This window comes from Cupriavidus sp. 09_S30, assembly GCF_056930435.1.
Genome location: NZ_JBXOWI010000001.1, coordinates 3,040,576 through 3,064,783 on the forward strand (window position 1 = coordinate 3,040,576; position 24,208 = coordinate 3,064,783).

24 protein-coding genes and 2 pseudogenes are annotated in these 24,208 nt (G+C 57.3%); 12 read left to right on the top strand and 14 right to left on the bottom strand.

Features of this window, described 5'->3' with window-relative positions; all coding sequences use genetic code 11:
* Positions 1-2 precede the first annotated feature (2 nt).
* From wecB to AC1Z3O_RS14335, 11 genes are all read right to left on the bottom strand, one after another.
* Positions 3-1,133 carry a non-hydrolyzing UDP-N-acetylglucosamine 2-epimerase gene (gene wecB / locus AC1Z3O_RS14285; protein WP_483516364.1) on the bottom strand — a complete coding sequence of 377 codons (1,131 nt, stop codon included), beginning with the start codon at positions 1,131-1,133 and terminating at the stop codon, positions 3-5.
* Positions 1,130-2,260, bottom strand: coding sequence for a UDP-2-acetamido-2,6-beta-L-arabino-hexul-4-ose reductase (gene wbjC / locus AC1Z3O_RS14290; protein WP_483516365.1), 1,131 nt, complete (start codon positions 2,258-2,260; stop codon positions 1,130-1,132). The genes wecB and wbjC overlap by 4 nt, the downstream gene beginning before the upstream one ends.
* 3 nt (positions 2,261-2,263) lie before the next feature.
* Entirely contained in the window at positions 2,264-3,307 is a 1,044-nt protein-coding gene (locus tag AC1Z3O_RS14295; protein ID WP_483516366.1) for a polysaccharide biosynthesis protein, read from the bottom strand.
* 44 nt (positions 3,308-3,351) lie between these two features.
* Positions 3,352-4,425 carry a glycosyltransferase family 4 protein gene (locus AC1Z3O_RS14300; protein WP_483516367.1) on the bottom strand — a complete coding sequence of 358 codons (1,074 nt, stop codon included), beginning with the start codon at positions 4,423-4,425 and terminating at the stop codon, positions 3,352-3,354.
* 135 nt (positions 4,426-4,560) lie between these two features.
* Complete coding sequence (locus AC1Z3O_RS14305; RefSeq protein WP_483516368.1) at positions 4,561-5,877, bottom strand: hypothetical protein; 1,317 nt, start codon at positions 5,875-5,877, stop codon at positions 4,561-4,563.
* Entirely contained in the window at positions 5,877-6,266 is a 390-nt protein-coding gene (locus AC1Z3O_RS14310; RefSeq protein ID WP_483516369.1) for an acyltransferase, read from the bottom strand. Before AC1Z3O_RS14310 ends, AC1Z3O_RS14305 begins: the two co-directional genes overlap by 1 nt.
* Positions 6,267-6,456: 190 nt before the next feature.
* Complete coding sequence (locus AC1Z3O_RS14315; protein ID WP_483516370.1) at positions 6,457-7,665, bottom strand: hypothetical protein; 1,209 nt, start codon at positions 7,663-7,665, stop codon at positions 6,457-6,459.
* A gap of 101 nt (positions 7,666-7,766) precedes the next feature.
* A complete protein-coding gene (locus tag AC1Z3O_RS14320) occupies positions 7,767-8,933 on the bottom strand; it encodes a nucleotide sugar dehydrogenase (protein WP_483516371.1) in 1,167 nt (388 codons plus the stop codon).
* A 72-nt stretch (positions 8,934-9,005) separates the two neighbouring features.
* On the bottom strand, positions 9,006-11,252 hold the full coding sequence (locus AC1Z3O_RS14325) for a polysaccharide biosynthesis tyrosine autokinase (protein WP_483516372.1): 2,247 nt from the start codon (positions 11,250-11,252) through the stop codon (positions 9,006-9,008).
* A gap of 20 nt (positions 11,253-11,272) precedes the next feature.
* On the bottom strand, positions 11,273-11,710 hold the full coding sequence (locus tag AC1Z3O_RS14330) for a low molecular weight protein-tyrosine-phosphatase (RefSeq protein WP_483516373.1): 438 nt from the start codon (positions 11,708-11,710) through the stop codon (positions 11,273-11,275).
* Complete coding sequence (locus tag AC1Z3O_RS14335) at positions 11,707-12,840, bottom strand: polysaccharide biosynthesis/export family protein (RefSeq protein ID WP_483516374.1); 1,134 nt, start codon at positions 12,838-12,840, stop codon at positions 11,707-11,709. Before AC1Z3O_RS14335 ends, AC1Z3O_RS14330 begins: the two co-directional genes overlap by 4 nt.
* 925 nt (positions 12,841-13,765) lie before the next feature.
* Between AC1Z3O_RS14335 and AC1Z3O_RS14340 the strand changes: the two genes are divergently transcribed.
* Together AC1Z3O_RS14340 and AC1Z3O_RS14345 are read left to right on the top strand one after the other, a co-directional pair.
* Entirely contained in the window at positions 13,766-13,975 is a 210-nt protein-coding gene (locus AC1Z3O_RS14340; protein WP_483516375.1) for a hypothetical protein, read from the top strand.
* A 582-nt stretch (positions 13,976-14,557) separates the two neighbouring features.
* Positions 14,558-15,163, top strand: a complete 606-nt coding sequence (locus AC1Z3O_RS14345; protein ID WP_483516376.1) for a helix-turn-helix domain-containing protein — start codon at positions 14,558-14,560, stop codon at positions 15,161-15,163.
* A gap of 188 nt (positions 15,164-15,351) precedes the next feature.
* Here the strand turns inward: AC1Z3O_RS14345 and AC1Z3O_RS14350 are convergent, their stop codons facing one another.
* Together AC1Z3O_RS14350 and AC1Z3O_RS14355 are read right to left on the bottom strand one after the other, a co-directional pair.
* On the bottom strand, positions 15,352-16,452 hold the full coding sequence (locus AC1Z3O_RS14350) for an ornithine cyclodeaminase (RefSeq protein ID WP_483516377.1): 1,101 nt from the start codon (positions 16,450-16,452) through the stop codon (positions 15,352-15,354).
* Between the two features lie 100 nt (positions 16,453-16,552).
* A complete protein-coding gene (locus AC1Z3O_RS14355) occupies positions 16,553-17,449 on the bottom strand; it encodes a dimethylarginine dimethylaminohydrolase family protein (protein WP_483516378.1) in 897 nt (298 codons plus the stop codon).
* 207 nt (positions 17,450-17,656) lie between these two features.
* On the opposite strand from AC1Z3O_RS14355, the gene AC1Z3O_RS14360 reads away from it, so the two are divergent.
* From AC1Z3O_RS14360 to AC1Z3O_RS14390, 7 genes and pseudogenes are all read left to right on the top strand, one after another.
* Positions 17,657-18,079, top strand: a complete 423-nt coding sequence (locus AC1Z3O_RS14360; RefSeq protein WP_483516379.1) for an Lrp/AsnC family transcriptional regulator — start codon at positions 17,657-17,659, stop codon at positions 18,077-18,079.
* Between the two features lie 370 nt (positions 18,080-18,449).
* Positions 18,450-18,731 carry a hypothetical protein gene (locus AC1Z3O_RS14365; RefSeq protein WP_483516380.1) on the top strand — a complete coding sequence of 94 codons (282 nt, stop codon included), beginning with the start codon at positions 18,450-18,452 and terminating at the stop codon, positions 18,729-18,731.
* 242 nt (positions 18,732-18,973) lie between these two features.
* Positions 18,974-19,297 carry a type II toxin-antitoxin system Phd/YefM family antitoxin gene (locus AC1Z3O_RS14370; protein WP_483516381.1) on the top strand — a complete coding sequence of 108 codons (324 nt, stop codon included), beginning with the start codon at positions 18,974-18,976 and terminating at the stop codon, positions 19,295-19,297.
* Positions 19,260-19,523, top strand: coding sequence for a type II toxin-antitoxin system RelE family toxin (locus AC1Z3O_RS14375; protein WP_483516382.1), 264 nt, complete (start codon positions 19,260-19,262; stop codon positions 19,521-19,523). Before AC1Z3O_RS14370 ends, AC1Z3O_RS14375 begins: the two co-directional genes overlap by 38 nt.
* Positions 19,524-19,926: 403 nt before the next feature.
* A complete protein-coding gene (locus AC1Z3O_RS14380) occupies positions 19,927-20,262 on the top strand; it encodes a type II toxin-antitoxin system RelE/ParE family toxin (protein ID WP_483517606.1) in 336 nt (111 codons plus the stop codon).
* Positions 20,263-20,312: 50 nt separating this feature from the next.
* Positions 20,313-20,621, top strand: a complete 309-nt coding sequence (locus AC1Z3O_RS14385) for a HigA family addiction module antitoxin (protein ID WP_483516383.1) — start codon at positions 20,313-20,315, stop codon at positions 20,619-20,621.
* 74 nt (positions 20,622-20,695) lie between these two features.
* A pseudogene (locus AC1Z3O_RS14390) lies at positions 20,696-20,938 on the top strand (AbrB/MazE/SpoVT family DNA-binding domain-containing protein); the annotation flags it as partial.
* 40 nt (positions 20,939-20,978) lie between these two features.
* On the opposite strand, the pseudogene AC1Z3O_RS14395 reads toward AC1Z3O_RS14390, so the two are convergent.
* Positions 20,979-21,122: pseudogene (locus tag AC1Z3O_RS14395) on the bottom strand (LysR family transcriptional regulator); the annotation flags it as partial.
* Positions 21,123-21,779: 657 nt separating this feature from the next.
* Between AC1Z3O_RS14395 and AC1Z3O_RS14400 the strand changes: the two are divergent.
* From AC1Z3O_RS14400 to AC1Z3O_RS14410, 3 genes are all read left to right on the top strand, one after another.
* Positions 21,780-21,974 carry a hypothetical protein gene (locus AC1Z3O_RS14400; RefSeq protein ID WP_483516384.1) on the top strand — a complete coding sequence of 65 codons (195 nt, stop codon included), beginning with the start codon at positions 21,780-21,782 and terminating at the stop codon, positions 21,972-21,974.
* 326 nt (positions 21,975-22,300) lie between these two features.
* The gene (locus AC1Z3O_RS14405; RefSeq protein WP_483517607.1) at positions 22,301-22,555 is read left to right on the top strand and encodes a type II toxin-antitoxin system TacA family antitoxin; all 255 of its coding nucleotides are present in this window, start codon (positions 22,301-22,303) and stop codon (positions 22,553-22,555) included.
* 340 nt (positions 22,556-22,895) lie between these two features.
* Positions 22,896-24,173, top strand: coding sequence for a patatin-like phospholipase family protein (locus AC1Z3O_RS14410; RefSeq protein ID WP_483516385.1), 1,278 nt, complete (start codon positions 22,896-22,898; stop codon positions 24,171-24,173).
* The last annotated feature ends 35 nt before the right edge of the window (positions 24,174-24,208 follow it).

Below are 24,208 nucleotides of genomic sequence, written 5' to 3' on the forward strand. Positions count from 1 at the left end.
AATCAGTGCTTCCTCCAGACGACACGATTCACATAATCGGTGTAACTGTGAATGATGCGAACCATTTTTTCCGAGACATTCGGCATGCTGTAGTCACCGACCCGACGCAAGAGCCTTTCTTCTCCGGTGGGCTGCGCCTCCAGGATAGACAGGCCTTGCATTACCCTTTCGACCTCGAGTCCCACCATCATCACAGCAGCCTCTTCCATCCCCTCGGGCCGCTCGTGTGCCTCGCGCAAGTTGAGCGCAGCAAAATTCAATATCGAAGACTCTTCGTTTATTGTTCCGCTGTCAGAAAGCACCGCCTTTGCTTCTAATTGAAGCTTGTTGTAATCCGTAAAGCTGAGTGGTTTCAGTAACCTAACCTCCGGCGCAAAGTTCACCCTCATTGCATCAACGCGCTTCTTCGTACGAGGGTGAGTGGATACGATTACCGGCAACTTGTAGGTTTCTGCCACCGAGTTAATTACCTTGACCAGCTTAAGGAAGCATCCATCTGGCTCAATATTCTCCTCACGATGGGCACTCACCACGAAGAACCCCTGCTTACTCAATCCCAGCTTATCGATCACGTCCGAAGCACCGATTGAGTCTCCATAGTGACTGAGCACTTCCATCATGGGACTCCCCGTCTTGATCACCATATCTGACGGCAGTCCTTCGCGTAACAGGTATTCTCTGGCGATGGAACTATAAGTAAGATTGATATCCGCGGTATGATCAACGATACGCCGATTGACTTCTTCGGGCACACGTTGATCGAAGCAACGATTTCCAGCCTCCATATGGAACGTCGGGATCTTACGACGTTTCGCTGGGAGAACGGCCATGCAACTGTTAGTATCGCCCAGAACGAGTACTGCATCCGGATTTTCGGCAGCCAAGACCTCATCAACTGCCATGATCACTTTGCCGATCGTCTGTGCAGCCCCTCCTCCCGCAGCTGCGAGAAAATAGTCCGGCTTCCGAATCTTGAGATCTTCAAAGAAGACTTCATTTAGCTCGTAGTCGTAGTTCTGACCTGTGTGTACCAGAACGTGATCACAGTACACATCAAGTTTTGCAATGACACGGGAAAGGCGGATGATTTCCGGCCGTGTGCCAACGACCGTCATGACCTTTAGCTTCTTCATACGCCTCCTTCCCCTAGCTGGGCTGCATACGTATCGGGGCTCCCCCTATCGAAGACCTCGCTCGCCCATAGAATTGCCATCATTTCGTCATCTCCGATATTCGTGATGTCGTGTGCCCAACCCGGAATGGTTTCTACAATCATAGGTCTTTCGCCGTCGACGTCGACGACATAGGATTCATCCGTTAATATCTCTCTAAACCGGAATCGTGCCTTTCCCTTAATCACCAGGAATTTTTCAACCTTCGTGTGGTGATAGTGTCCTCCCCGAGTGATCCCAGGCCGGGCCATTAGGAACGAGAATTGACCGGAATCAGTCGTCTTCAGCATCTCCACAAAGACACCTCGCGAGTCCGCATGCTTGGGAATTTCGTAAGTGAACTTCTCGCATGGGAGATAGCTAACATACGTCGCGTACAAAGCACGCCTCAGACCATCGCCTACTCGGTCGACTTCCATGGTAGAGCGCCCCGCACTGAAGCCCTCTATGGTCTTCGCCAGATCACCCAAGGTTATCTGATATTGCGGAGATATCGCAAAAAGGCCATCATGACGTTCCAATTCACTGGGATGGTTCATGGCCGTCAAGAAAGCTTTCACCACATCATCGACATAGACCAGATTGAGAAGCGCCTGTGGATCCCTGATCTCTATGGGCAGCCCTCTCGCGATGTTGTGGCAGAAGGTCGCCACGACCGAGTTGTAGTTGGGGCGGCACCACTTGCCGAAGACGTTCGGTAACCGGAAGATATAGGCCGGGTTACCCGCCTCCCGCGCGAGATTGCGAACCGCTTCCTCTGCCCGCCGCTTACTCTCCCCGTAGGGATTCTCTAGAGCCGCCTGCGTCGATGATGCTAGAACAACAGGCACATTTCTTTTGAGTGCGCGTAGCTCATCGCAGATCAGGCGAGTGAAGGCAGTATTTCCCGACTCAAACTGTGAGGGTTCGGTAGGCCGATTCACTCCTGCCAAGTGGAACACGAAGTCGGCCCGAGATAGCATATCCTTCAGATCTTCGGGCGCCGTCTCCCTAGTCACGCAAAGCAACTCCACTTCCGGCTGCTCACCAAGCATCGTGCGCAGATTCTTGCCAATGAAGCCATCCGCACCGGTAATAAGGATCTTCATACCTTACTCCTCCGCCGAGGCATGCTCACCGCCAGCAATTCTCTTCATGAACTCGAGCTTGAGCAGCAGGCGCTCCATCCCCTCGACGTTTAGCCTTTTTGTATTATTCGAGTTGTAGTCCTCACCGTGGGTGACCTTCGTCAGACGGAGCTCGCCTTTCTCAAAAAATTTCTCGTAGTTGAGATCCCGGCCATCCGGCGGAACGCGGAAATATTCCCCCATGTCAATTGCGCTCGCCATCTCCTCGCGGCTCAACAGCGCTTCATAGAGCTTTTCACCATGACGCGTGCCGATGATCTGAATCGGGTGATTCGGCTTGTCCATGACGTTCAAGATTGCTTCGGCAAGAACTCGGACCGTAGCTGCCGGTGCCTTTTGCACGAAAATATCGCCGTTTTGACCATTCTCAAATGCATAGAGAACGAGGTCGACCGCATCGGAGAGTGTCATCATGAACCTAGTCATCTCGGGGTCCGTGATGGTGATTGGGGCGCCGCGGAAGACCTGCTCGATGAACAGAGGTATAACAGACCCCCTCGAGGCCATTACGTTACCGTACCGAGTGCCGCAAATTGTGGTCTTCGTGCCATCGAGATTTCGGCTAGCCGCGATCATGACTTTTTCCATCATGGCCTTGCTAATACCCATTGCATTGATCGGATAAACGGCCTTATCCGTGCTTAAGCACACCAACTTCTCAACGCCAGCCTCGATGGCGGCACTCAGAACGTTTTCCGTACCCTCAATATTCGTGCGAACCGCCTGCATAGGGTGGAATTCGCAGGATGGCACTTGCTTCAGCGCCGCCGCATGAAAAACATAGTCCACACCACGCATCGCAGCTGCGATGCTTCTAGGATCTCTAACATCCCCGATATAGAACTTCAGCTTTTCGCTCTTATAGAGCTTCCGCATATCATCTTGCTTCTTCTCATCCCGACTAAAGATCCGAATCTCTCGAATATCAGTAGGCAAGAACCGCTTCAAGACGGCATTTCCGAACGAGCCAGTACCACCGGTAATAAGAAGAATCTTATCGTTGAACATAGTTCCACCCCAAATTAGTATTAGTATTAGACCAAGGCAAGCACTTAAGAGGGTTGCGCCAACAGACGTCTATTCATTTCAACAACCGCAGCATCCTTCAATCTTTCAGAGGCGAAGCGCCGACAACACTCCCGCATCCATTCTCTATTTTCGCCGGAGAGTCGATTGAGCGACTGGAAGGCCCGGATGAACTCGCCTTCTTTTGCGAGCGGAATATCCCAGCCAACCCCCTTCTCCTCCAAATTCCTCCACGGCGTTTGGTCACTCAGCAAAATCGGGACGCCAGCGCACAAGGCCTCCGCGAAAACATGCCCGAAATTTTCGCCTCGTGTTGGCACAAATAGCAGATCGTAGTTCGCAATAACTTCCCTGACCCGTTCATTCTCCACCGCCCCCCGATAGGAGGCTCTGACATTCCCTGGCAACGTGCCAATAAGCCTCTCACATTCGTCCCAATATGCTTGCGATTCTATCGGGCCATAGATGTCAAAAGAGACGCGGAAATCAAGCCCCGACAAGATCCGGATCGCGTAATCGAGATTCTTCTTGGGTGAGATTCTCGAGAGAAAGCAAACGCGCAAATCCTGGCCGTCGCGCCCCCGCCTTGGAAATCCGCTATCTATGGATGCGTTCACCAGATTCGGGGCGATCCGGACCTGTCCAGCCACACCACCCAGCGCGCGCTTGATATCCAATGCCTCCAACTCTGTCGAAGCATGCCAGATAACGTCGCGATAGAGTCCACAAGACGCCATCAAATACACAAATGGCTTTTTCTTCCATCCTTTCAGCAGGTAGGCACCTTCTGAAAACTCTCCACGCGGGGCGACTATGGTCTGCACCTGACGAATAAGTCGTGCCCGCCTGAGAAGCAACGGCTTTACTGCAAAAACCGGGCTAAAGAAACTATTTAAATAAAGGATGTCATAGTCGACACTGCGCAATACTTCCAATATTCCGCGGAGCTTGCGACGCGCCGGGCTCGCATAATAGACCAGGGCCTTGCCAACTTGATTCCAGGCATCCACTGCTACCGATTGATAGGGATCCTCGTCTCCGAGATCTCTGTCGGTCGTGAAGATTCTGAAGTCATATTCTTCTGACAGTGCCTCAACCATGTTCGAGATCGACCTAATCGGGCCACCACCCCGAAAGCCAGGGAGATACATGCTAACAAACACTACGACGACCGGTCTTCTTTTTTCCATCGTGGCATCCCTTTTCTTTAACGCTCAATTATGAGCCCCAAAGCATTATCGCGTCTTAAATCGGATCCGCAATAGCGTGGCAACAAGAAACGACGCAAGAAGCGCACTAATGGACTGAACGATTCGCAGATTTGTAAGATGAAAATTCAACACCAAAAACCCGTAAAGATAAAGATTCACGGGACTCAAATTTGATTTCCTGAAAGCAACATAGGCCTGCCTGACGACAAAACCTCGGACGAACATAAACATAATGACGCCAAGACTGCCAAAATTCATAAATCCACCCCCGAAGCTCTCGGGAGGCCACGAACTCTGGAACATCTGATCAAATGCCATTGGGGGAAAGACACTATACCCATCGGCCAAGCTGCGAACATAGACACCATCATCGATTGGCGGGCGTCCACCATGAAAAGAGTGAGGTGAGATCAAAACAAGCAGGTCGCCGAACGCCGCACCAAACCAATAATCATGAAATGAGAAATATTTCATGATAAAGATATACGTATCAAGATAACTAACGTTTGACACAATATCGGAAAGGCTCCGTGTCAACGATGAAAGCGCGCCTACTCCGACAAATCGACTGGCCTCACCATCCCCACTTCGGACGATGAGCATGAGCGCAAAATAGGATGCAGCAGCAATCGCCAGCGGAATGGCCAACCTTATAGGCCTGCGGATTGGGCCGACAAAATTGACCCATGCCATAATGGAAAAGAGCAAGAGATACAGCGTGGTCTTCCGCCCGCCAAAGACCGAAAAAAGTGCAGCAACCATAATGAAGAGCAGCACCAACCCCCCCTTCTTCATCACACCAACACCATAGCGGCATCCATAGATATAGATGAGGATCAGGAGGAAAAGTGTGGTGTCCATGATCAGCGCGTAGCCGCCGGAACCCGCAAGCAGCGCCCCTCGACTCGACAGGTTCCCCAGCAGATACCCCAGGCCACCTGCGTGTTGCACACGCAAATACCAGGCGGACACGCCGATCACGAAAAGAATCAGTGTGAGCCGCAGGGTATCGGGTTTTCGCAGATTCACATTCAGCTTCAACAGCAAACCGGAAAGGAATGCCGGAACACGAATATAAACCCCTGCCAAGTATGCGACGAAACCGATCCCCTGCAAGACCGAATACCACATTACCCAATCGCCGAAGGATCTATTTCCAATATACGTATAAACACTTGAAGCCGCAGGGTCAGCCGCAAGCAATAACATGTACGGGATACTGGTAATTATGCCAATCATCGCAGCGAACTTTCCTGGAGTGAATGCCCCTGCCCCTCGCCTTTCGATGATCCAAGGCAATATATAAAATGCAAGCAAAACGCAAGCAGCAACCAGAATCATTACATTACTTCCTCAGCAGACTCGCTTCGCTGCCCCCGATTTTTATCCAGCAGGAGTCTCGCCTCAGCACCGACAACTATCCCGTTGGGGGGAAGGTCCTTTGTCACGACGCAACCTGCGCCAACCAAAGAATTAAGCCCCACCTGCCGACAACCATGCATAATGATTGCACCAGCACCTATCCAAACACCTGCATCAATTTTCTTGGGAATCAAAATCGGCTTACTCCTTGGGTTGTCTCCATGAGAATGCGAGTAGACAATCACGCCTTCTGATAGGAATGCACCCTTCGCGATAACTACCCCACCACTAAAGTCGAGTTTGACGCCATCATTGATATTCACATCATCGTGGAGCACCAGTTCCGACGCCTCGGACTCGGCACCCATCAGTACATCCCTTCCGATTCGGACATTGCAACCTATCGAGATATTGTAAGGCTGCGACAGCCAGGTCCCCCGGCCGACTCTCGATCCGCGCCCGAACTCCTTACATACCAGCCGGTAATAAAAGGTGGTAAGCGCATCGAGACTCCGAACTCTCACCGCTCGGAGCAGGCGAATAGCTTGGTATAGTGTTTTACTTGCCATCGCATTTCCAGGTAATTAATAGCGCCGCGGAAAGGCAGAAGCGCAGCGCAAATCCACCGGCGAGAGTAAGTACTGCAGCCGTGTACTGGCTCGACAGCAGGTTTTTGAACAACAAACCTGCGAGCAAAACAGAAATCAGCAGAAATGTGGCCATCAGCGCCAATCTACGCCTGTCAGTGCATATCGCATATGCATTGGCCAGATACCCTCCCGAATACCAGAGGGATGCAACTAGAGGCACAGTAAAGAACAATGATTGGTCTTTCAGCACCCAATCGCCAAGAAAAAAGGCTATCCAAGTGGGTGGAGTCAATTTCAGTGCCATGGCCACTGCAACATTCAACATCACGATAAAAACTACGGCCTTGAAGCATAGTCGCAGGACCGCTCCCTTATCGCGCTCGAGCGCCCTCGCGGCCAAGCTCGGCATATCTGCCTGAAGCTTCGCACTGGCGGCAATTCCGACCAGAACGGCGATTTGTGTAAAGATGAGAAATCGTCCGACCTGTTCCAGCCCTGCTGAATGCTCGAGCGAATAGCGCGGCCAAGCTATCACCCACGACTCAGCCCCTGCAGCAAACCCTACCGGAAGCATCCGGAGTAGTAAGTCTTTTATACTCGTCCAACGATGTGGGTTGGACGGCTCAGTATTCTCCGGGGCCGGCCTGAATCGGTAGGAGGCCACGACCGTCACTGCTGCGACACTGCCAACCAGAGCCATATACTCCGTAAATGAAAAATCAAAAGCCCAACTGACAGCACATGCCAACAGGATCGGCACAATTCTTGCCGCCGAGAAGAACGAAAAATTGAGCCATCGCTGTGCATGCTGGGCACCCCAGCAGTTGATTTCCAAAAGCGAGTCGCACCCTCGCGCGAGTGACATCAACAAAATTACAATCGCAAATGCCAGATATTCTTCGCGAGAACTGATCGAGTACGCCAGATAGCCCACCGTTGCCAGCCCTATGACCGCGAGGCGCACCAGTTTATGCAGGTGGAGACCATCTCCGCCCGCGACGAGGATCTCAAACCGCTGGGAGGATGAGAGATAGGCGATAATCGGGGCATAGACACCCAAGATGAGGGCATATGTCCCCAGCGTCGCCGGGCCATAGGCTTTTGAAACCCAGGCGACTTGGATGAATTGCGCCCCTGCGTACAAGAAGCTCGCGATGGCTATATTCAAACCACTCATTGAAAACTCGCATCTTCTGCCGCAGAGCCAAAACTCAGGTTACCGCAGATTATTCAGGTCACATACATATAGCGAGACAAACGCCTCCCATCCCCATCCGATCAATCCCTGCGCATGAGATCGCGCGTGTAAACTCTCTCAGCCACATCGGCCAAGTCATCTTCAAACCGGTTTGCGACGATGACATCCGAGATTCGCTTGAACTCCGAAATATCATTGACAACGCGCGCCCCCATGAATTCAGCCTCAGCCAATGCCGGCTCATAGATAACGATTTCGCGAACCCGATCCTTCAATCTCGCCATGATCCCCTGAACGGATGATTCGCGGAAATTGTCAGAACCACTCTTCATGGTCAATCGATAGATTCCCACCACATTAGGTGTAAGCGCCCAAACACTCTGCGCAATAAAATCCTTTCGTATCTTGTTGGCCTCGACAATTGCACCGATCAAGGTTTGCGGCACATTCTCGAAATTCGCCAGTAGTTGCTTAGTGTCCTTCGGGAGACAATACCCGCCATATCCGAACGATGGATTGTTATAGTGATCGCCGATTCTCGAGTCCATGCACACACCCTCGATAATTTGCCGCGCGTCGAGCCCGTGTGTGGCGGCATACGTATCCAGCTCATTAAAATACGCAACCCTCATCGCGAGGAAAGTATTGGAGAAGAGCTTGACCGCTTCCGCTTCCGTGCTCCGGATAAAGAGGACCGGAATATCTTTCTTAACCGCGCCCTGACACAGCAACTCCGCGAAAGTATGCGCGCAGGGCGTGGTATCGCCAACCACGATTCGGGAGGGATGGAGGTTATCGTGCAGCGCCTTTCCCTCCCGCAGAAATTCCGGCGAGAAAAATATTGACTTTATTCCAAACTCTCTTTTCACCCTCTCGGTAAAGCCGACTGGAATTGTCGATTTGATCACGATGGTGGCATCCGGATTGACGACGAGGACGTCCCTGATCACTGCCTCGACCGAACGGGTGTCGAATGCATTTGTTGCTGGATCATAGTCAGTCGGCGTAGCCACGATGACAAAGCGCGCATCGGAATATGCTTCCAGTGCACTCAATGTCGCCCTGAGATTAAGATGCCGACCCTGCAGATAGTTCTCCACCTCCGAGTCAACGATCGTGCTGCGTCTCTGGTTGATCAAATCAACGCGATCCTTGCTGATATCCAATGCAACCACTTCATGATTCTGGGCCAACAAGATTGCATTGGACAGTCCAACATAACCGGTTCCCGCGACTGCTATTTTCATTTAAACCTCGTTAAACCCCGACTTTGTGATCATGAACGCACCGATCAATTAATCCAATCGCACAGAGATCCCTTATTTTCCGGCATCATTGTTGGCTGGGGCGTATCCATAGTACGCATAGCGGTAGCGACCATACTTTGACCCGTATCCATAGCGGTATGCATTGACATCCAGGCCGTTGAAGATGACGCCCTTGACGTCAATATTGCTTTGGCGCAATTGTTTCGCGGACTCCGAAATCTCGCCGATGGTAGTACGCTCAAAGCGTGACACGAGGAAGACCGTGCCACAGCGAGCGGCAAGAACACCCGTATCGGCGACCGCCAGAACTGGCGGGGTATCGATCAGGACAAGATCATATTGATCGCTAACAGTCTCCAGGAGATTCACCATTCTTTCATTCAGCAACAGCTCTGCCGGATTGGGAGGCAGCACACCTGTCGAGATAAAGTCGAGACCGGGCGCGACGTCACGAGAAATAGCCACCTCGAGGGACGTGCGGCCGGCGATCACTTCCGAAAGGCCCTGTTGCCGGTCGAGACCGAAATACTGATTCAAATAACCCTTTCGCAGGTCTGCGTCGATAAGCAGGACACGCTTCCCACCGGCGGCCATGATCGCTGCCAGGTTGGCCGAGACAAATGACTTCCCTACGCCCGGTGTCGGCCCTGTCAACAGAACACGGTTGTTTGGGGCATCCATTATCGCGAACTGCAGCGACGTTCTCAGGCTTCGCAGGCTTTCAATCGAAAGATCATGAGGCAGGCTCTGCGCCAGCAGATGCACGCCGGGTTTCCTCAGGCGCGCCTCTTCCGCAAGTGACAGTTGTGCAAGCGAGAGCGGAATGGTGGCGTAGACATTCAACCTGGTGTGCTGCTCGATATCCTGTGGATCCGTAATTCCCCCAAAAAGCGCATTGCGTAGGAACGACGCGATCACGCCCAGAACGACACCAATCATCCCGGACAAGATGATCACGAGTGCTTTGCGCGGTGCAACCGGTTCCTCGGGGACGGGTGCGTTGTCGATCAGGCGGACGTTACCCACCTTGCCAGCCTTCACGAGCTTCAACTGCTGCATGTTATTCAGCAGCCCGATAAAGAGATCGTTATTGACCTGTACATCTCGCATTAGACGAAGAGTGTCCTGCTCAACGTCCGGAAGTACCTTCATGCGCTTAGTGATACTTGAGGATTTCGCCGCCATCACGGCGATCTGCTCATCCAATGCCTGAATCGAGGGATGATCGGGGCGGAATCGTGTAATCAACTCGGCTCGTTTCTGCTTGAGTTCGAGCAGACTGGAGTCCGCACTGACGCTCTCCTGCAGATACGCTTTGCTCTCTTCACTTAGATCAAAGGTTCCGCGCTTGTTGCGCATGTCGTTGTACTTTGCCTCTGCACGCTCAAGGTCCTGCTTCAACTGCGGCAGGAGTCCGCCCAGGAACGCAAGGGATTTCTCGGCCTCGGCAGATTTCCGTCGGATATTCTGCGCAACGTACTCATTGCCGATCTCATTCAGGATGCTTGCTGTCAGACGCGGATCGTTGCCATCCAGAGAGGCACCGATAATTCCGCTTTGCTTGCCCCGCTCCGCAATATTGAGCTGATCCTGAAGATCCCCAATTGTCTTCAGGCGGGAACTACGCACGAGGTTGAACTTCACCCCCGGCTTTGCATTCAGCTCCGTGACGAGAAGGTAAAAGTCACCAAGGCTCTGGCGCGATTCAGTCAATTCACCAATCTGCCCCTCGATTGGCTTATCGAGATCACGGTGCTCTACTCGAAAACGACCATTACCCAGTGCCACAAGCGTGAACTTCTCGTCCTCCATTTCCTTTGGTACATCAAACTGACGGACCTTGATGGACTCACGCCCCCAGGCATAGCCACCGAAGCCAAGAAATCCCGGCTCGGACAATCCCTTCGACCGCCGCGCAAACCACTGGCCAATCAGGGGAAAGTACCTCGGCTTCGCATCAATATAAAGCTGCAGGTTGTCGACGGCCTTCTCGACTACCATCCGAGATCCGATGATCTCTATTTCAGATGCAGCCTGAGTCTTCACATCAAACAAGCTTGACACATCGCCAAGCAGGCTTTTGGCATCACCCGGAATATCTTCAACCTGAATGAGAATATCGGCACGATAAACAGGTCTCGCGAGAAATGCATACGCAGCGCCGAGCACCATTACCAGTGCCGCGATCGATGCGATTAGCCATCGATTCGCTATGATGACATCCAAGTATCGGACGAGGTCGATATCATCATCTTGCATAGAAGTTGCCACAGGAAACGATGGAGGATTCTGATTCATATTTATCACTGCAAATTCTATTAACCCAGGGCTCGAATGCGCGGCACCCACGCACTCACACCGCGTTGAATCAACTCCAACGATTGCTCGAAACGTTCCCGCGATAGTTTGTAAGGATCGGGAACATCAATTTTCTCGAGTTCGCCCAGCCGAAACACTTTGCCCGTGGTTACGGGATGGCGTCGCTGCACTTCATGCTTTTGTTCGCCATCCATGACAAGAATTAGATCCGCCTGACTTGCCAGCACATTGTTCAGTTGCTGAGCACGATGAGAATGAATGTCCACACCGACCCCATCCATCAGATCGATGGCTACGGAGTCAGCAGGTTTTCCAACAAGCGCGCCCAAACCTGCGGAGTAGACGTTCAGCTCGGGCATCGAATCACGCAGCAACCCCTCCGCCATCGGACTACGGCAGATGTTGCCAATGCAGACGATCATGACGTTCTTGATCATTTCATTACATTGGCAGTGGAAGTGAAAAAGCTGCCAATCGGCAATAGCTGATTGACCGTGCGGGCCCAACGGGTGACGCCGGCGGTATCGACATAGACGACATCCTTCGGGCGCATTTCGAAAGCCTCGGCAAGCGCCAGAGACACCGGTGACTTACCATCCAGGTGGAAGACCTGCGCCTGTCCATCAACCTCCTTGCGGATGACGTAAATCTCCTTGGCATCCGAAGTGTTGGGATTTACACCGCCCGCCTCACCCAGAGCTTCACTCAGCGTCAGATGGCCGTTACGTGGCAGTACCGTGACGGGCTTCATTACTTCGCCGGTGACGAACACCTTGCTGTCCTCGCGCTGCTCCACACGCACGATGTCGCCATGGCGCAGCAGGATGCGCGCGGGATCAACGCCCTTAGCCAGCAATGCCGGCAGACTCAAGTGGTAGATCTTGCCATTGCGTGAAAGGCGGATGCGGCTATTGTCGCCAGTCAGTACATTCACGCCACCGGCACGATTTATCGCCTCCACGAGTGTCATCGGCACATCATCGATGTTCTGCGGCCCCGGCGTCTTGACCTCACCATCGATATAGACGCGCTTGCTGCGATAGGCCAACACTCGCACGGTGACCTGAGGCATGGTGACGACCTTATCCAGCCTCTTGCTCAGATCGCCGCGGATCTCATCCGCCGTCTTGCCGACGACTTCCACCTTGCCGGCATACGGAAACTGAATCGTGCCGGCCGCGGTGACAACGTAGCCCGGCACATTGGCCGCGCCGCTGTAGTTGGGAATGTCGTAGGCGTTGCCGATGGAGTAGGTCTGCGTGGGGAAGACCAGTTCCGGGTGGTCCCAGACCACGATGGACAAGATGTCGCTGGGGCCGACGCGATAGGGTTGCGGCTCGGCGAACAGCTCTTCCACGCCCTGGTTGGCGGCAGGGCTGTTTGCCTTCATCGCGCGCACCAGGTCGAGGGTGATCGGCGTCACCTTCGGCGCGGAGTCGGGATCCTCGGGGTTCAGGGGCCGTTGCGGGTCGAACCGCATGCCGGGGGCAAAGGCGCAAGACGCCAACAGGGGAACCGCGATCAGAGCGATGAGTCCTTTGCGGGCGAGTAAGATTCTTGACAGCATGAATACGTCTTCAGAGTTGACATGACGCCGAGCACACGCAAAGCGGCACCCGGCCATCGGCCTGGCCGACGGCTGCCTGTGCTGCGTCTTCACGTGTTCCCTGCCGACAACCTGCCGGCCAACTCGGCAACCACACACCCCTGGAACCGGCGCAAGAGCCGGATTGACCGGCCTGCCTGCGCGTGGGGGCCGGCGTGTGCTTCTTGTTGTATCGCCATCGATTTGGCGAATTTTATAACTTGGCGATTTTAGCATTTCACTTTAGGGCTGACCACGCGCGGCCACATCACCCTGTGTGAAATCGTAACTTTTAGGCGGCAATCACGTCACTTCCCTTGCCCTGGCGCCAGTTGCGGAAAGGCCGGGCAGGCGAAATTGCTGGCTTTAAAAAACAACACCCGAGTGGGTTAAAAAAAACGCACATCAAGTGAGAAAAAACGAGATATGTATCTGAAATGGCATATTCGACATCCGGCCAATTCCGGCCGATTCCGGCCAGCCCGAAAGGTAGCAAGCAATGAGGGGTTGCCCCACCCCACACGCAGGGGGATGAACTCATCGGTCGGTTGTGATCGCCGCGGATGGCCCGCGTGTGCGGTCCGTGCTGTGTCGGAGGCAGGTTGAGCGCTGGGGTGCGGCGTGGTGCGCCGGTCAGGCTGTCCTTCTGCTAGGTGCATGCGCCAGAGGGGCAGCTTGATAGGGACATGGTAGGCCAGCAGTTGCGCAGCCTAAGGTGTGGATTTGGCAGCAGGATCGAAACGGTGCCGTGCTCTACGTTCAGGATGGAGGTGCGATGGGAACCGCCTGCCAGCGCACGGAGACGCCCTCTCCTCCCAACCCTCCTGACGCGGGGGTGCAAGGCCTTGGGGGGATTTCGATAATCATTCGCAGCACCGCATGAACGCAATCCGAAAGCCCTGACGCCATGAACAACACACTCATCTATCTGATTGCCATGATGGCCTTTGAACTGGCCTGGTTCCTGCCATTCCGGAGCGTGTTCAAGCAGGCCCACTTTCATCCGGGGTACGCGTATCTGTCGCTGGTGCCGATCCTTGGGCCGCTCGCCTGCATCTGGATTCTGGCAGCCAGGCGCTGGCCGCTGAAGAACAGGCTCGTAAAGACCTACAGCTAACCCCCACGTCACGCCGGCGCGCTAACGCTTTGCCAGCGCCCGCCCTGGGCACTTCCTGCCCGGGGCGGGCTGAGGGCGCAATCCGCTTGATTGCCCTACCCTCTCTTGAGATGGCCTGCCGCGCTTGCGGCCGCTCAATTCCTCCCGCCAACTGGCGCCACCTGACAAATGGGTGCCTCTCAACGCCAGCGGAACTCTTTCAGTTAGCCCAAGCACGCAGCGACGCAAAGCCGCCATAGCCTCCGCTCGCGCAACCCTGCCGAACTCACCAAAAAACACATTTGTGCCCTTTCGCACAGAAGTGCTCAACAGCACCCTGTAACAATTCGTAGCCAGACCTCGCTTTTTCCCAAGAAGATCGTATTATTCGGAGCAATTCCCCCCGTACGGGGGGTTGTGTCAAAGCAGGTACATACGAAGAGCATGCACCGAACAGGTGCGATCGAACTGGGGACAGGGAACCCCGCGCGATACATGCCATTGCTACTCCCGACCATCGCAACGCGTCATGCGGATCCCGTTGGATTCGTTGAAGCCGGAGATGGATTTGTTGGATTTGCTGGATTTCCAGGGGTGATATTTATGACAACGGATACTGATGTGGCTGAAAAGCCATATTACAGCACGCGAACGGCGGCCAAGCTGCTGAACGTTTCGCTGGGCACGGTCCAGAAGATGGTGGAGCGTGGCGAGCTGGGTGCTTGGAAGACCAATGGCGGTCACCGGCGCATTCACAAGGAAACCGTGCACAACCTGCTGGCCACCCGGGTTGGCAAGGAGACGCCGGCTTCCGTGCATGAACTGGATCTGGTTGTCTTCCACCCCAATCACCAGGAAGCGCAGAAGATCCACACGCAGCTCGACAAGTGGGGCTTGCCGCTTAAGAGCGTGGTGGTGGAAGACGTGATCGACACGATCATCACCTCGGTCAGCAGCCACCCGCGTGTGGTGCTTTACTACCTGGACGAAGTGAATCCGGCCGAGATGGCCCGGATCGAGAAGCTGCAGCAGTTCTTTGTGAGCCAGCGCGTGGTGTTTGCCGTCATCACCAGCCGGCGCAGTTTCGAGGGTGTCACGGATGCACTGCAGCATCGCGGCATCATGGTGTTCCTGAAGACGCCGACGCTGGATGAAGTCAAGGGATTCCTGCGCGCGCAACTGATGATGAACGGGCGCACCGGCGCCTGAGCGGACAGCCTGGGGCCGCTGTGCCCCGCTGCGCCTACGGGGGTGCCGCGCGCCGGCAAGGCGCCAGACTGGCCGGGCGTTGATCCACCCGGCCAGCCCGATGCCCCCGTTCCCACCCCACTAGTTCGTTCCCGCTTCCACGGCCTGTCCGCGGAGCGGCCCGCTGAACCCCAACCGGACCGCCCCGCTCAGGCCGCCATCGCCTGGCCTAGCCCGGCTGCGCTGAGCCCAGCCGCTGCCGCCGGCGCTTCCCCCTCCTCCGCCATCACCCATCCGTACAGGTCGCGCGGATCGGGCGCGTTGGCTACCAGTTCCACGTACCGGCCGATATGCAGGGCATGCGCCTTCGCATGCAGCCAGCGCAGGGCCGAGTAGTCTTCCAGCGCAAACCCGACGGAATCGAACAAGGTGACTTCGTCCGGGTTCGTGCGGCCGCGCGCCTGCCCGGCCACCAGTTGCCATAGCTCGGTCACCGGCGTGTCCGCCGGCAATTGCTGGATTTCTCCTTCGGTCCGTGTCTGCGGCGCGTATTCGACGACGATGCGCGCGTGCCGAAGAATGTCCGGATGCAGTTCAGTCTTGCCCGGGCAATCGCCACCGACTGCGTTCAGGTGCACGCCCGGCCGAACCATGTCCGGATGCAGGATGGTGGCGCGCGTCTTGTCTGCCGTGGCGGTGGTGATGATGTCGGCCCCGCGCACCGCATCGCGCGCCGAGGCTGCCGGCAGGATGGCCAGGCCCGGCACGCCGGCCAGGTTGCGCACCAGCTTGGCGGTGGCGGCCGGATCAACGTCATAGGCGTGGATGGTGTGCACGCCCAGCATGCCGTGGAAGGCCAGCGCCTGGAATTCGGCTTGCGCGCCATTGCCGATCAGGGCCATGGTGGCGGCGCCCGGCCGGGCCATCAGCTTGGCGGCCAGCGCCGAGGTGGCGGCTGTGCGCAGCGCGGTGCCCAGGGTCATGTCGGCCAGCAGCAGCGGGAAGCCGCTTTCCACTTCAGCCAGCACGCCGAAGGCCATCACCGTTGGCATGGCGTGGCGGGCGTTGCGCGGGTGGCCGTTTACATATTTGAAGGTGTACTGCACGCCGTCGGTCACCGGCATCAACTCGATCACCCCTTCAGGTGAGTGGCTGGCCAGGCGGGCCGATTTTTCGAAGGCATCCCAGCGGGAGAGGTCTTGCTGGATATAGCTGGCCATCTCGGCAATGGCCTGCCCGACGCCGACATGGCGCACCAGACGGCCGACGTCGCCGGCGTCCAGGAAGCGTGTCATGGCGGATTCCTTCATGTTGGTCTCCTGTGCGTTCCCTTCGTACTGTCCTTGTGTTCCGTTCGTGTTCCGTATGCTCGCCGGTAGCCGCTGCGCGCCGCGCCAACTGGCGCCACGCTCAGGCGGCCGCCTGCTCCCCCGTGCTCGTGTCCGCCACGCGGGTGGCGGCGCTGCTGCGGTCCAGCCGCAGCGTCATGCAGTAGGCACCGCCGCCGGACAGCATGAAGGGAGTCAGGTCCACTTCATGCAGCCGATAGCCGCGCTGGCCCAGCTCGCTGCGCAGGTGCGGGGTGGTGCGGGTCATCACCACCTGGTCGTGCAGGTTGACGGCGTTCACGCTGAAGTGGCGCAGGTCCGCCTCGGTGGCCTCGATGCGCTGGCTGAGCGGCACGCGCCGGCGCAGTTCGCGCAGCGAATCTTCCGAGAAGGCGGGCGGGTAATAGAGGATCTCGCCGCCCGACAGCGGGCAGAAGCAGACGTCCAGGTGGTAGCTGTGCTCGGTGGCCAGTTCCAGCGCCACCACGGGCCGGTCGAAATGGGCGGATACCGCGTCGGCCGCGACTCTCGTGGAGCGCGGGCCGAAGCCGGCCCAGAAGTGGCCGCGCGTGGCATCCCAGATGCAGTCGCCCGCCCCTTCCTGGTAACAGCCTTCGGGCAGCAGGCTCACGTCGGTCAGCAGGCCGCGCTCGCGCAGGCCTTCGAAGATTCGGGCGAACGGCGCTTCCTCGCCGCGGCGCTGCGGGTAGCGGAAGCGCGCCAGCAAGGCGCGGCCATCCAGTACCACGGCGGCGTTGGCCGGGAACACCATGTCCGGCTGGCCGGCGGTGCCCTGCGCCACCTCCACGGCAAACCCCGCGGCCTGCAGCGCCTCGCGCAGCGCGCCGAAGGCATCGACCGCGCTGCGGTGCATGCCTTGCGGGTCACTCGCCCACCGCGCTGGATCCATCCACGGATTGATGCTGTAGGAAACATCGTAGTGGGTCGGATCGACCAGCAGGATAGTGGCTTGGGTCATTGCGCGGCTCCTTTCGTTGTCAGTCAGGGGTCAGGTTGGGGGCTGGGGAGTCGTGTCCGGTCCCGCTTGGCCTGACTGAATTCTGGGAGATGACGGCGCTAACTAAAAGGGAGCAGAATGAGCAAAACGCGCTGCACATTTAGCAGATTGCTAGCGCCTTCTGGCACTTTGCCAAGTACCGTCTGAAACACACCGGAAGCCGGCTCCATGGACGACACCGACCGCCAATTGCTCTCCCTGCTGCGTGACAACGCACGCATGCCGGTGACCGCACTGGCCAAGGCGCTGCGCGTGTCGCGCGCCACCGTGCAGAACCGCATCGCCAAGCTGGAACAGGACGGCGTGATCGTGGGCTATACGGTGCGCCTGAAGCCCGAAGCCGAGCCGCACCGCATCCGCGCCTGGATGACGGTAGCGGTGGAAGGTAATAAATCGCGCGAGGTACTGCAGGCCCTGCGCGGCGAGCCGAACGTGCAGGCGCTGCACACAACCAATGGGCGCTGGGACATCATTGCCGAGCTGCGGGCGGATTCGCTGGAGGCCTTCGACCGGACGCTGGATAGGGTGCGGATGATTGAGGGGATTTCGGCGACTGAGACGAGCATTTTGCTCAGTACTTACAAGTTGTAAAGCTTTGCGGGGATTGCCTCGCTAAGCTGGGCGAGTCGCTGCATCCGCAGCGATGGGGTTTAGCAGCCCGACTGAAAAGGATGGACGATCGCCAAATGGCGGTATTCTTTCGTCCATCGCGCCCGCGCGCGTCCATGCTTCCCATGGGCGGGCCCTGGCGGGGGAGCCTCCGGGCTCGCCGGTCCTTTTCGCCGGTCTGCTAACCCTGCCTTGCGCCCGCCCACCCCGATTAGCAGCGGGGAGCGGCATTCGACCGCACGAAAAGGAGGCATTCCCATGCTTCGATCTTCGCTCGCCCTCATGGGGCTATCGGTACCACCACGGCAACCCACACCACAAAGCGCTCCCACGCCAACAAGGAGGGCCCGCCATGCGTGAACACAGCCACAGCAACGTCACCGTCAGCCACAGCGGCTCTGCCGTCTGCGTGACCACGTGGTACGCGCTGGAAACCCCGCTGGAAGTCGCCGCCGACAAGGCCGCGCAACTGCACAGCTTGCTGTTCTTCCTGCGCGACTACGCCGCCAGCAATGACAACTTCGGCGAGCTGTTGCCGGCCATGCACGAGGGGATTCTCTCTGTGGCGGTGGGGTTGGCGCTGGAGGCGCAGTTGTTGAGTGAGCTGGCTGGCATGGGGGAGGACGAAGGCTGAACCCAAATCGGCCGATCCTGACCATCGTCGCGCTCATCGTCGTCTGACACCGGTAGAAGGAGGCGTGTGAATCGCCAAAAAATGACCATTTTGACCACAATTGACCACTTTGGACCAGAGTAGTACGCTGTGATCATTGGCACGATGTTTGTGCCGGGGGAGGCCGTCGTAGAAACGACAACTCGTTTCGCGGGCTCCCCTGCTCCCGGTTGCCCAGGGAGCGGTCAGCAAGGAGATAGGAAATGACTCCAGCCCTCACGACCTTTAGCGCGAGGGACGCAAAGACCCGCTTCGGCGAGGTTCTGGATGAGGCACTCGGCCGCCCGGTTGCGATCACTCGGCATGAGCGTCTCACGGCTTACGTGGTGTCGAAGCGGGACTTTGACGCGCTCGTGAACCGCATCCAGGAACTCGAAGACCAGCTTTGGCTTGCCAGGGCAGAGATCGCTCGCAATGAGGGATACGCGAGCCCCGAAGAAGTCGGTGCGTTCCTGAGCGCCAACCGGAACGCTGACAATGCACCTGAAGATGACCAAGCAGGCGCTAAAGGCCTGCAGCAAACTTGACGCAAAGCAGTATCGCCAAGTTGTATCGGCCATCTTTGGGCTGATGAACAATCCCGAACCCCACGACAGCCAACCATTGCAAGGCGCCTCCCGCGGAGAGCGTCGTCTTGACGTCGGGGAATACCGCGTCATTTATGCGGTGGAAGGCGATGAGCTTGTTGATGTCGTGGTCGTGGGTAAGCGCAATGACGATGACGTGTACAAGCTCTGGGAACGCTTGAAGTAGCCCCACCTCAAGAGCAGCCGGCCGACTAGACATCATGCTCAGCCGCGTTCCGCTCCTGCACGTAGTCAAGCATGAAGTCACGCAGGAGCGGCACACCACTCCGGTGAACCCCATTCTGTGTCATCGCAATCGCGCGAAGCTTCGCCCCTCCAGGAATTTCAGCTGACGCTTTGAAGAAATCGCAAAGCGGAGGGCCGGGCGACGACCTTGAATAGACCCTGGTCGCTCGCGTTGCGACAATTCCCCACCGCCTTTCGGCCTCTCCTGATGGCTAGCACACGCACAGTAGATCAGTTTCGCGTGTGAGCACTTTGATGTGCCACTTAGCGAAACGAGGACCTATGGCGGAAAGATCTCTGCGCATCCGGAAAGGCTACGAGGGCATTCTCTCGATGGTTCGGGAGTGGATCCTATTTGTCGCGCTGGGCCTTGTCGCGCCGGTCTTGGCCACCTATCTCTATCTCGGACTGCTGGCGGGCCAATCTGGATCAGATGCTTTTGCATTCGTAGGGCCAAGCTGCCCCCGCACCGCTCCCGTCTGCATGATGCGCTGCATGCCAGCGACCTTGGTCGCCTTCGGATCCTTGAGTTTCTGCACATCCCGCTCAACAACCGGTTTGAACTGCTGCATAGGGACCGGGCCGGGCAGTACAGCATTCGGATCAACGAACAGTGGCGTATCTGCTTCCGGTTTGCCAGCTGTCATGCAAGCGACGTCGGGATCGTTGACCACCATTGACGACGCTGGAAGTCAGATCGACCCGGAACACTCTGAAGATGAGCACTGCCATGACCCGTCATATCCTGCTTGCTACCCCGGGCGAGATTCTCGCGCGGGATTGGCTCGGACCATTCGGCCTCTCCCACTACGCGCTGGCCAAGGCCATTGGCGTGCCCCTACGCCTCATCAATGAGATTGTGAGAGGCGAGCGCGCCATCACGGCTGACACCGCGGTACGCCTGGGCGCCTACTTCCGCACGGATCCGCAAAGCTGGATGCGCCTGCAGTCCCACTACGATATGGAACTAGCCAAAGAGAGCATTGGCGAAGATGTGCTGCGCAAGATTGAGCAACACGAATTCGCCAGAGCGACGTAATCGCATCTGCCGGCCGTGGGGCAAGGCTGATTGATCAAGCCACCCGGAACATGCAAAAGGAGTTCGGAGGCGTCATGGCATCTGCAACCTTGACATCAAGAGGACAGGTCACGATCCCCGTTGAAGTGCGCACCCACCTGGGCCTGTCCAGCGGGGACCGCATCGAATTCATCCTCAACGAGCAGACGGGACGGTATGAGGTAATTCCGGCGACCCGCTCGGTTACCGCACTCAAAGGCATCATCCGTAAGCCAACGAAACCGGTGTCGGTCGAAGAGATGAACGAAGCCATCGCGGAACGGGAAGCGTCGGCCCGATGGCTGCCTTGCGGCGCTTCGCTCCTGCCAGCGCTGCCCGCTACCCTCCCTCCACATAAGCCCGCAACCCCACCGCCAGCGCGTCAAGCGTCACCGCGCAACGCGCACTCCCGCGCAGGTCTTCGTGCATGGTGACCCAAGTGTCCAGGGTCGGCGCGAACTGGTCTGGCAGCAGGCGGGCCAGCTGCACGCGCCAGATTTCGTGGCGCTCATGAGTTACGCAGCAGCGAAGCGTGACGCTGGGCAGCTTGATGTTGTCGGCCGCGTGGGGGAAGTGGTTTGCATGATGCTATCGCTGCCGATCCACAGGGGGGAGCAGTTTCCTACTGTGGTGCCGCTGTGCTAGTGGAGTTACCGCTGGCCCGCGAGTTTGACGAGGAAGCGGAGTGGCGATGTTGAGCGTACGTATTCGTGGTTCCCGCTGATGAGGGATCTTCGTGGATCCCTTTGCTTCCTGCGGCGCTATACATCTGCAACCTATCGGCGTTCACGCCGGTGGCCGAATAGGGCTGCGTCTTGCGCGTACCGTACGCCCCTGCCCCCGCCATCCCTGCTGCGGTTGCTGCGTTGCCGTAGCCAACGCCTCCATACGACGTCGCGCCGCCATACTGCATTGCGCTGCCGAGTTGGCCACGGCCGCTCATTCCAAACGGTTGCCCAGCATGTGCGGAAGTTGCCAGTACGGCGGCGGCGAGAATGTAGAGGGATTTCATATCTTGGCTACTACGGTCAGTGAGGTCCGACCCGTGAATGGTAGATGGCCGGCGTGACAACAGAACGCGCGAGTGGATCGTTCCGGTTCCCCACGTAAGTCGTATGTTTCGCAGAAGGTGTCGCGGTGATGGCGATGACGCCGATGCGCACGCGGCGCGAGCTGGCGGTGGCGCTGATCGCCACGGTGGTGGTCAGCTTGTGCGGCGGCACTGCGGTGATTCAGCACTTCGGCCTGGCCGGCTGGATGGGCAGTCTCAACGGATCCGTGGCGCTCGGCGGGGTCTACTTCTCGTGTGGGCTGCCCGGCTGGGCCGTGGTCTGATGGCTGCTCAACTTCTTCGAGCGCCGGCGCGGCCGGGGCCTGGGTCGCAGGGCAAGCCTGCGAGCGGAGCTGTGATGCACTGACACCCGGCCGATAGGCAGAGCCTGACGGAAGAAAAAGAGGGTATAGGCGCGGGGACGTCTATACCCTCGATGAAGTTAGCAACGGGGTCATTAGTTGCTGCCTAGAATTATGCTGCGCAGCAGCAAACTTACATCCCTACGGATGCAGGGATTATCTCGAAGAGGGGTAAAGAAATCGGCATTGCGGTCGAAACGGGCGCCGTGTGAGGTGCCGGACGCGCCGGTGGCGGCTGACTATGACGCCTGCAGCCCCCCAGGCTCCAGGGAAAGACGTGCGCGGCATTCATTCGGGAAGCCGCACGCGCGGCTGCCGAGGCCACGCTGCGTGACCAGACGATCATCGCGGTAACCCCGAAGGCCTACGCGGCGTTCCTCGCTCGGCTCGATATGCCACCGCAACCCAATGACCGTTTGCGCAAGACTTTGCGTACGTCGGCGCCGTGGGACAAGGCTGATTGGTCAAGCCAGCTAAGGCGTATCGGACCGGCTGCGACATAGACAGTTGCCGCCCGGTCGGCCACCTGCGTGCCTTAGGCAGCAGCGATTAACCACCAGATCGCTTGGACTAGACTAGGGAGGATGTTCAAGACTCGCGCAAGACCGGATATCGAGTCGATGGGTCCGGATGCACAACGAGCACGTGAAACAAGCCGACCTTGGCCTGAACCTGAGCAACCGGCGCATACGTGGATGGCTTGGCCGAGCTTTCGAGTCGACCGATGCGTGCCGCGACGGCGAAGCGCTCACGGCCCCCGGCTCTCGGAGCCCAGAAATCCACACGCAGCGATTCCGCCATCCGCAGGGCGGCTAGCGAGACCAGCGCAAGGAGGCCGAAATCATGAGCAAATTGTTTGCTGCAGCATGGTCCCTGGGCGGCATTGCCAGGCGCCGACTGAACCTGAAATCCGCTTTTTTCGGCTTGGTCGCCGCTGCCACGGTCATATTGCAGGGGTGCTCGACTACACCGGAACGCCTGCCAGCAGTCCCCCCGGAACTAACGGCGAAAGCGGAAATTCCTGGCATGCCCGGGGTTCGCTACACGGCAGGGATTGATATTCCAGAATTGAAGGAAGCGGCTTTACAAGCACTGAAGCGAGAACGGGATTACCTTGTGCAGCAGGGGCACAAAGGCCCGATGCCACCGGCGGTGTATGTCGCGATTTCGGGTGGTGGCGACAACGGTGCATTCGCCGCTGGCCTACTGAATGCGTGGACGGCGACCGGGACGCGACCGGAGTTCAAGCTTGTTACCGGCATAAGCACTGGGGCTCTGATTGCGCCTTTCGCTTTTCTCGGGCCGAAATACGACGCGACGTTGAAAGAGGTCTACACGACCATCACCCCAAAAGACGTATTGAAGCCGCGTAGCCTTATTGCCGGCGTGCTGAGCGACGGGATGGCCGACAATGCGCCCTTGCTAGCGCTGACGCGAAAGTCTGTGACCAGCGACTTGCTCAGCGAGATTGCCGCGGAGTATGCGAAGGGCCGCATGCTGTTGGTTGCTACTGCCGACCTCGATGCACGGCGCGCAATCATATGGGACATGGGCAAGATCGCAAGCTATGGGGGGCCCAAGGCATTAGACCTCTTCATCAATGTCATGGTGGCGTCCGCGTCGATCCCGGGCGGCTTTCCACCGATGATGATTGACGTCGAAGCCAACGGAAAGCCCTATCAGGAAATGCATGTTGATGGGGGCATCGTGGCACAAGTGTTCGCCTATCCCGCCGGGATCCGCATTAGGGACGAGGCGGCTTCAGTCGGCGTCAATCGGGAGCGCAAACTCTATGTGATCCGCAACGCCAGACTCGATGCGGATTGGGCGCAGGTTGAGCGCTCCACGATGAGCATTGCTGCTCGCGCGGTCGCTTCGCTGATTCAAAGCCAGGGCATCGGCGACCTCTACCGCATCTATGCCACAGCAGAGCGTGACGGCGTTGATTTCAACCTTGCCTTCATTCCGGCCAGTTTCAAGGCGCCGCACAAGGAAGAGTTCGACAACGATTACATGCGAGCCCTCTATGCAACTGGCTACAACATGGAGTTGAACGGTAACCCTTGGGTTAAAGCGCCTCCTGGGTTCGCCTTGCCGGCCACTGCATCCGGGGGAAAATAGCCTCAGGGCCCGTTGGGAGATGCGCGTCGCACCTG

Coding starts and splice junctions, on each gene's coding strand:
- wecB (WP_483516364.1), bottom strand. CDS start 1,133: ATGAAGAAGCTAAAGGTCATGACGGTCGTTGGCACACGGCCGGAAATC.
- wbjC (WP_483516365.1), bottom strand. CDS start 2,260: ATGAAGATCCTTATTACCGGTGCGGATGGCTTCATTGGCAAGAATCTG.
- AC1Z3O_RS14295 (WP_483516366.1), bottom strand. CDS start 3,307: ATGTTCAACGATAAGATTCTTCTTATTACCGGTGGTACTGGCTCGTTC.
- AC1Z3O_RS14300 (WP_483516367.1), bottom strand. CDS start 4,425: ATGGTTGAGGCACTGTCAGAAGAATATGACTTCAGAATCTTCACGACC.
- AC1Z3O_RS14305 (WP_483516368.1), bottom strand. CDS start 5,877: ATGATTCTGGTTGCTGCTTGCGTTTTGCTTGCATTTTATATATTGCCT.
- AC1Z3O_RS14310 (WP_483516369.1), bottom strand. CDS start 6,266: ATGGGTGCCGAGTCCGAGGCGTCGGAACTGGTGCTCCACGATGATGTG.
- AC1Z3O_RS14315 (WP_483516370.1), bottom strand. CDS start 7,665: ATGAGTGGTTTGAATATAGCCATCGCGAGCTTCTTGTACGCAGGGGCG.
- AC1Z3O_RS14320 (WP_483516371.1), bottom strand. CDS start 8,933: ATGAAAATAGCAGTCGCGGGAACCGGTTATGTTGGACTGTCCAATGCA.
- AC1Z3O_RS14325 (WP_483516372.1), bottom strand. CDS start 11,252: ATGAATCAGAATCCTCCATCGTTTCCTGTGGCAACTTCTATGCAAGAT.
- AC1Z3O_RS14330 (WP_483516373.1), bottom strand. CDS start 11,710: ATGATCAAGAACGTCATGATCGTCTGCATTGGCAACATCTGCCGTAGT.
- AC1Z3O_RS14335 (WP_483516374.1), bottom strand. CDS start 12,840: ATGCTGTCAAGAATCTTACTCGCCCGCAAAGGACTCATCGCTCTGATC.
- AC1Z3O_RS14340 (WP_483516375.1), top strand. CDS start 13,766: ATGAACAACACACTCATCTATCTGATTGCCATGATGGCCTTTGAACTG.
- AC1Z3O_RS14345 (WP_483516376.1), top strand. CDS start 14,558: ATGACAACGGATACTGATGTGGCTGAAAAGCCATATTACAGCACGCGA.
- AC1Z3O_RS14350 (WP_483516377.1), bottom strand. CDS start 16,452: ATGAAGGAATCCGCCATGACACGCTTCCTGGACGCCGGCGACGTCGGC.
- AC1Z3O_RS14355 (WP_483516378.1), bottom strand. CDS start 17,449: ATGACCCAAGCCACTATCCTGCTGGTCGATCCGACCCACTACGATGTT.
- AC1Z3O_RS14360 (WP_483516379.1), top strand. CDS start 17,657: ATGGACGACACCGACCGCCAATTGCTCTCCCTGCTGCGTGACAACGCA.
- AC1Z3O_RS14365 (WP_483516380.1), top strand. CDS start 18,450: ATGCGTGAACACAGCCACAGCAACGTCACCGTCAGCCACAGCGGCTCT.
- AC1Z3O_RS14370 (WP_483516381.1), top strand. CDS start 18,974: ATGACTCCAGCCCTCACGACCTTTAGCGCGAGGGACGCAAAGACCCGC.
- AC1Z3O_RS14375 (WP_483516382.1), top strand. CDS start 19,260: ATGACCAAGCAGGCGCTAAAGGCCTGCAGCAAACTTGACGCAAAGCAG.
- AC1Z3O_RS14385 (WP_483516383.1), top strand. CDS start 20,313: ATGACCCGTCATATCCTGCTTGCTACCCCGGGCGAGATTCTCGCGCGG.
- AC1Z3O_RS14400 (WP_483516384.1), top strand. CDS start 21,780: ATGGCGATGACGCCGATGCGCACGCGGCGCGAGCTGGCGGTGGCGCTG.
- AC1Z3O_RS14410 (WP_483516385.1), top strand. CDS start 22,896: ATGAGCAAATTGTTTGCTGCAGCATGGTCCCTGGGCGGCATTGCCAGG.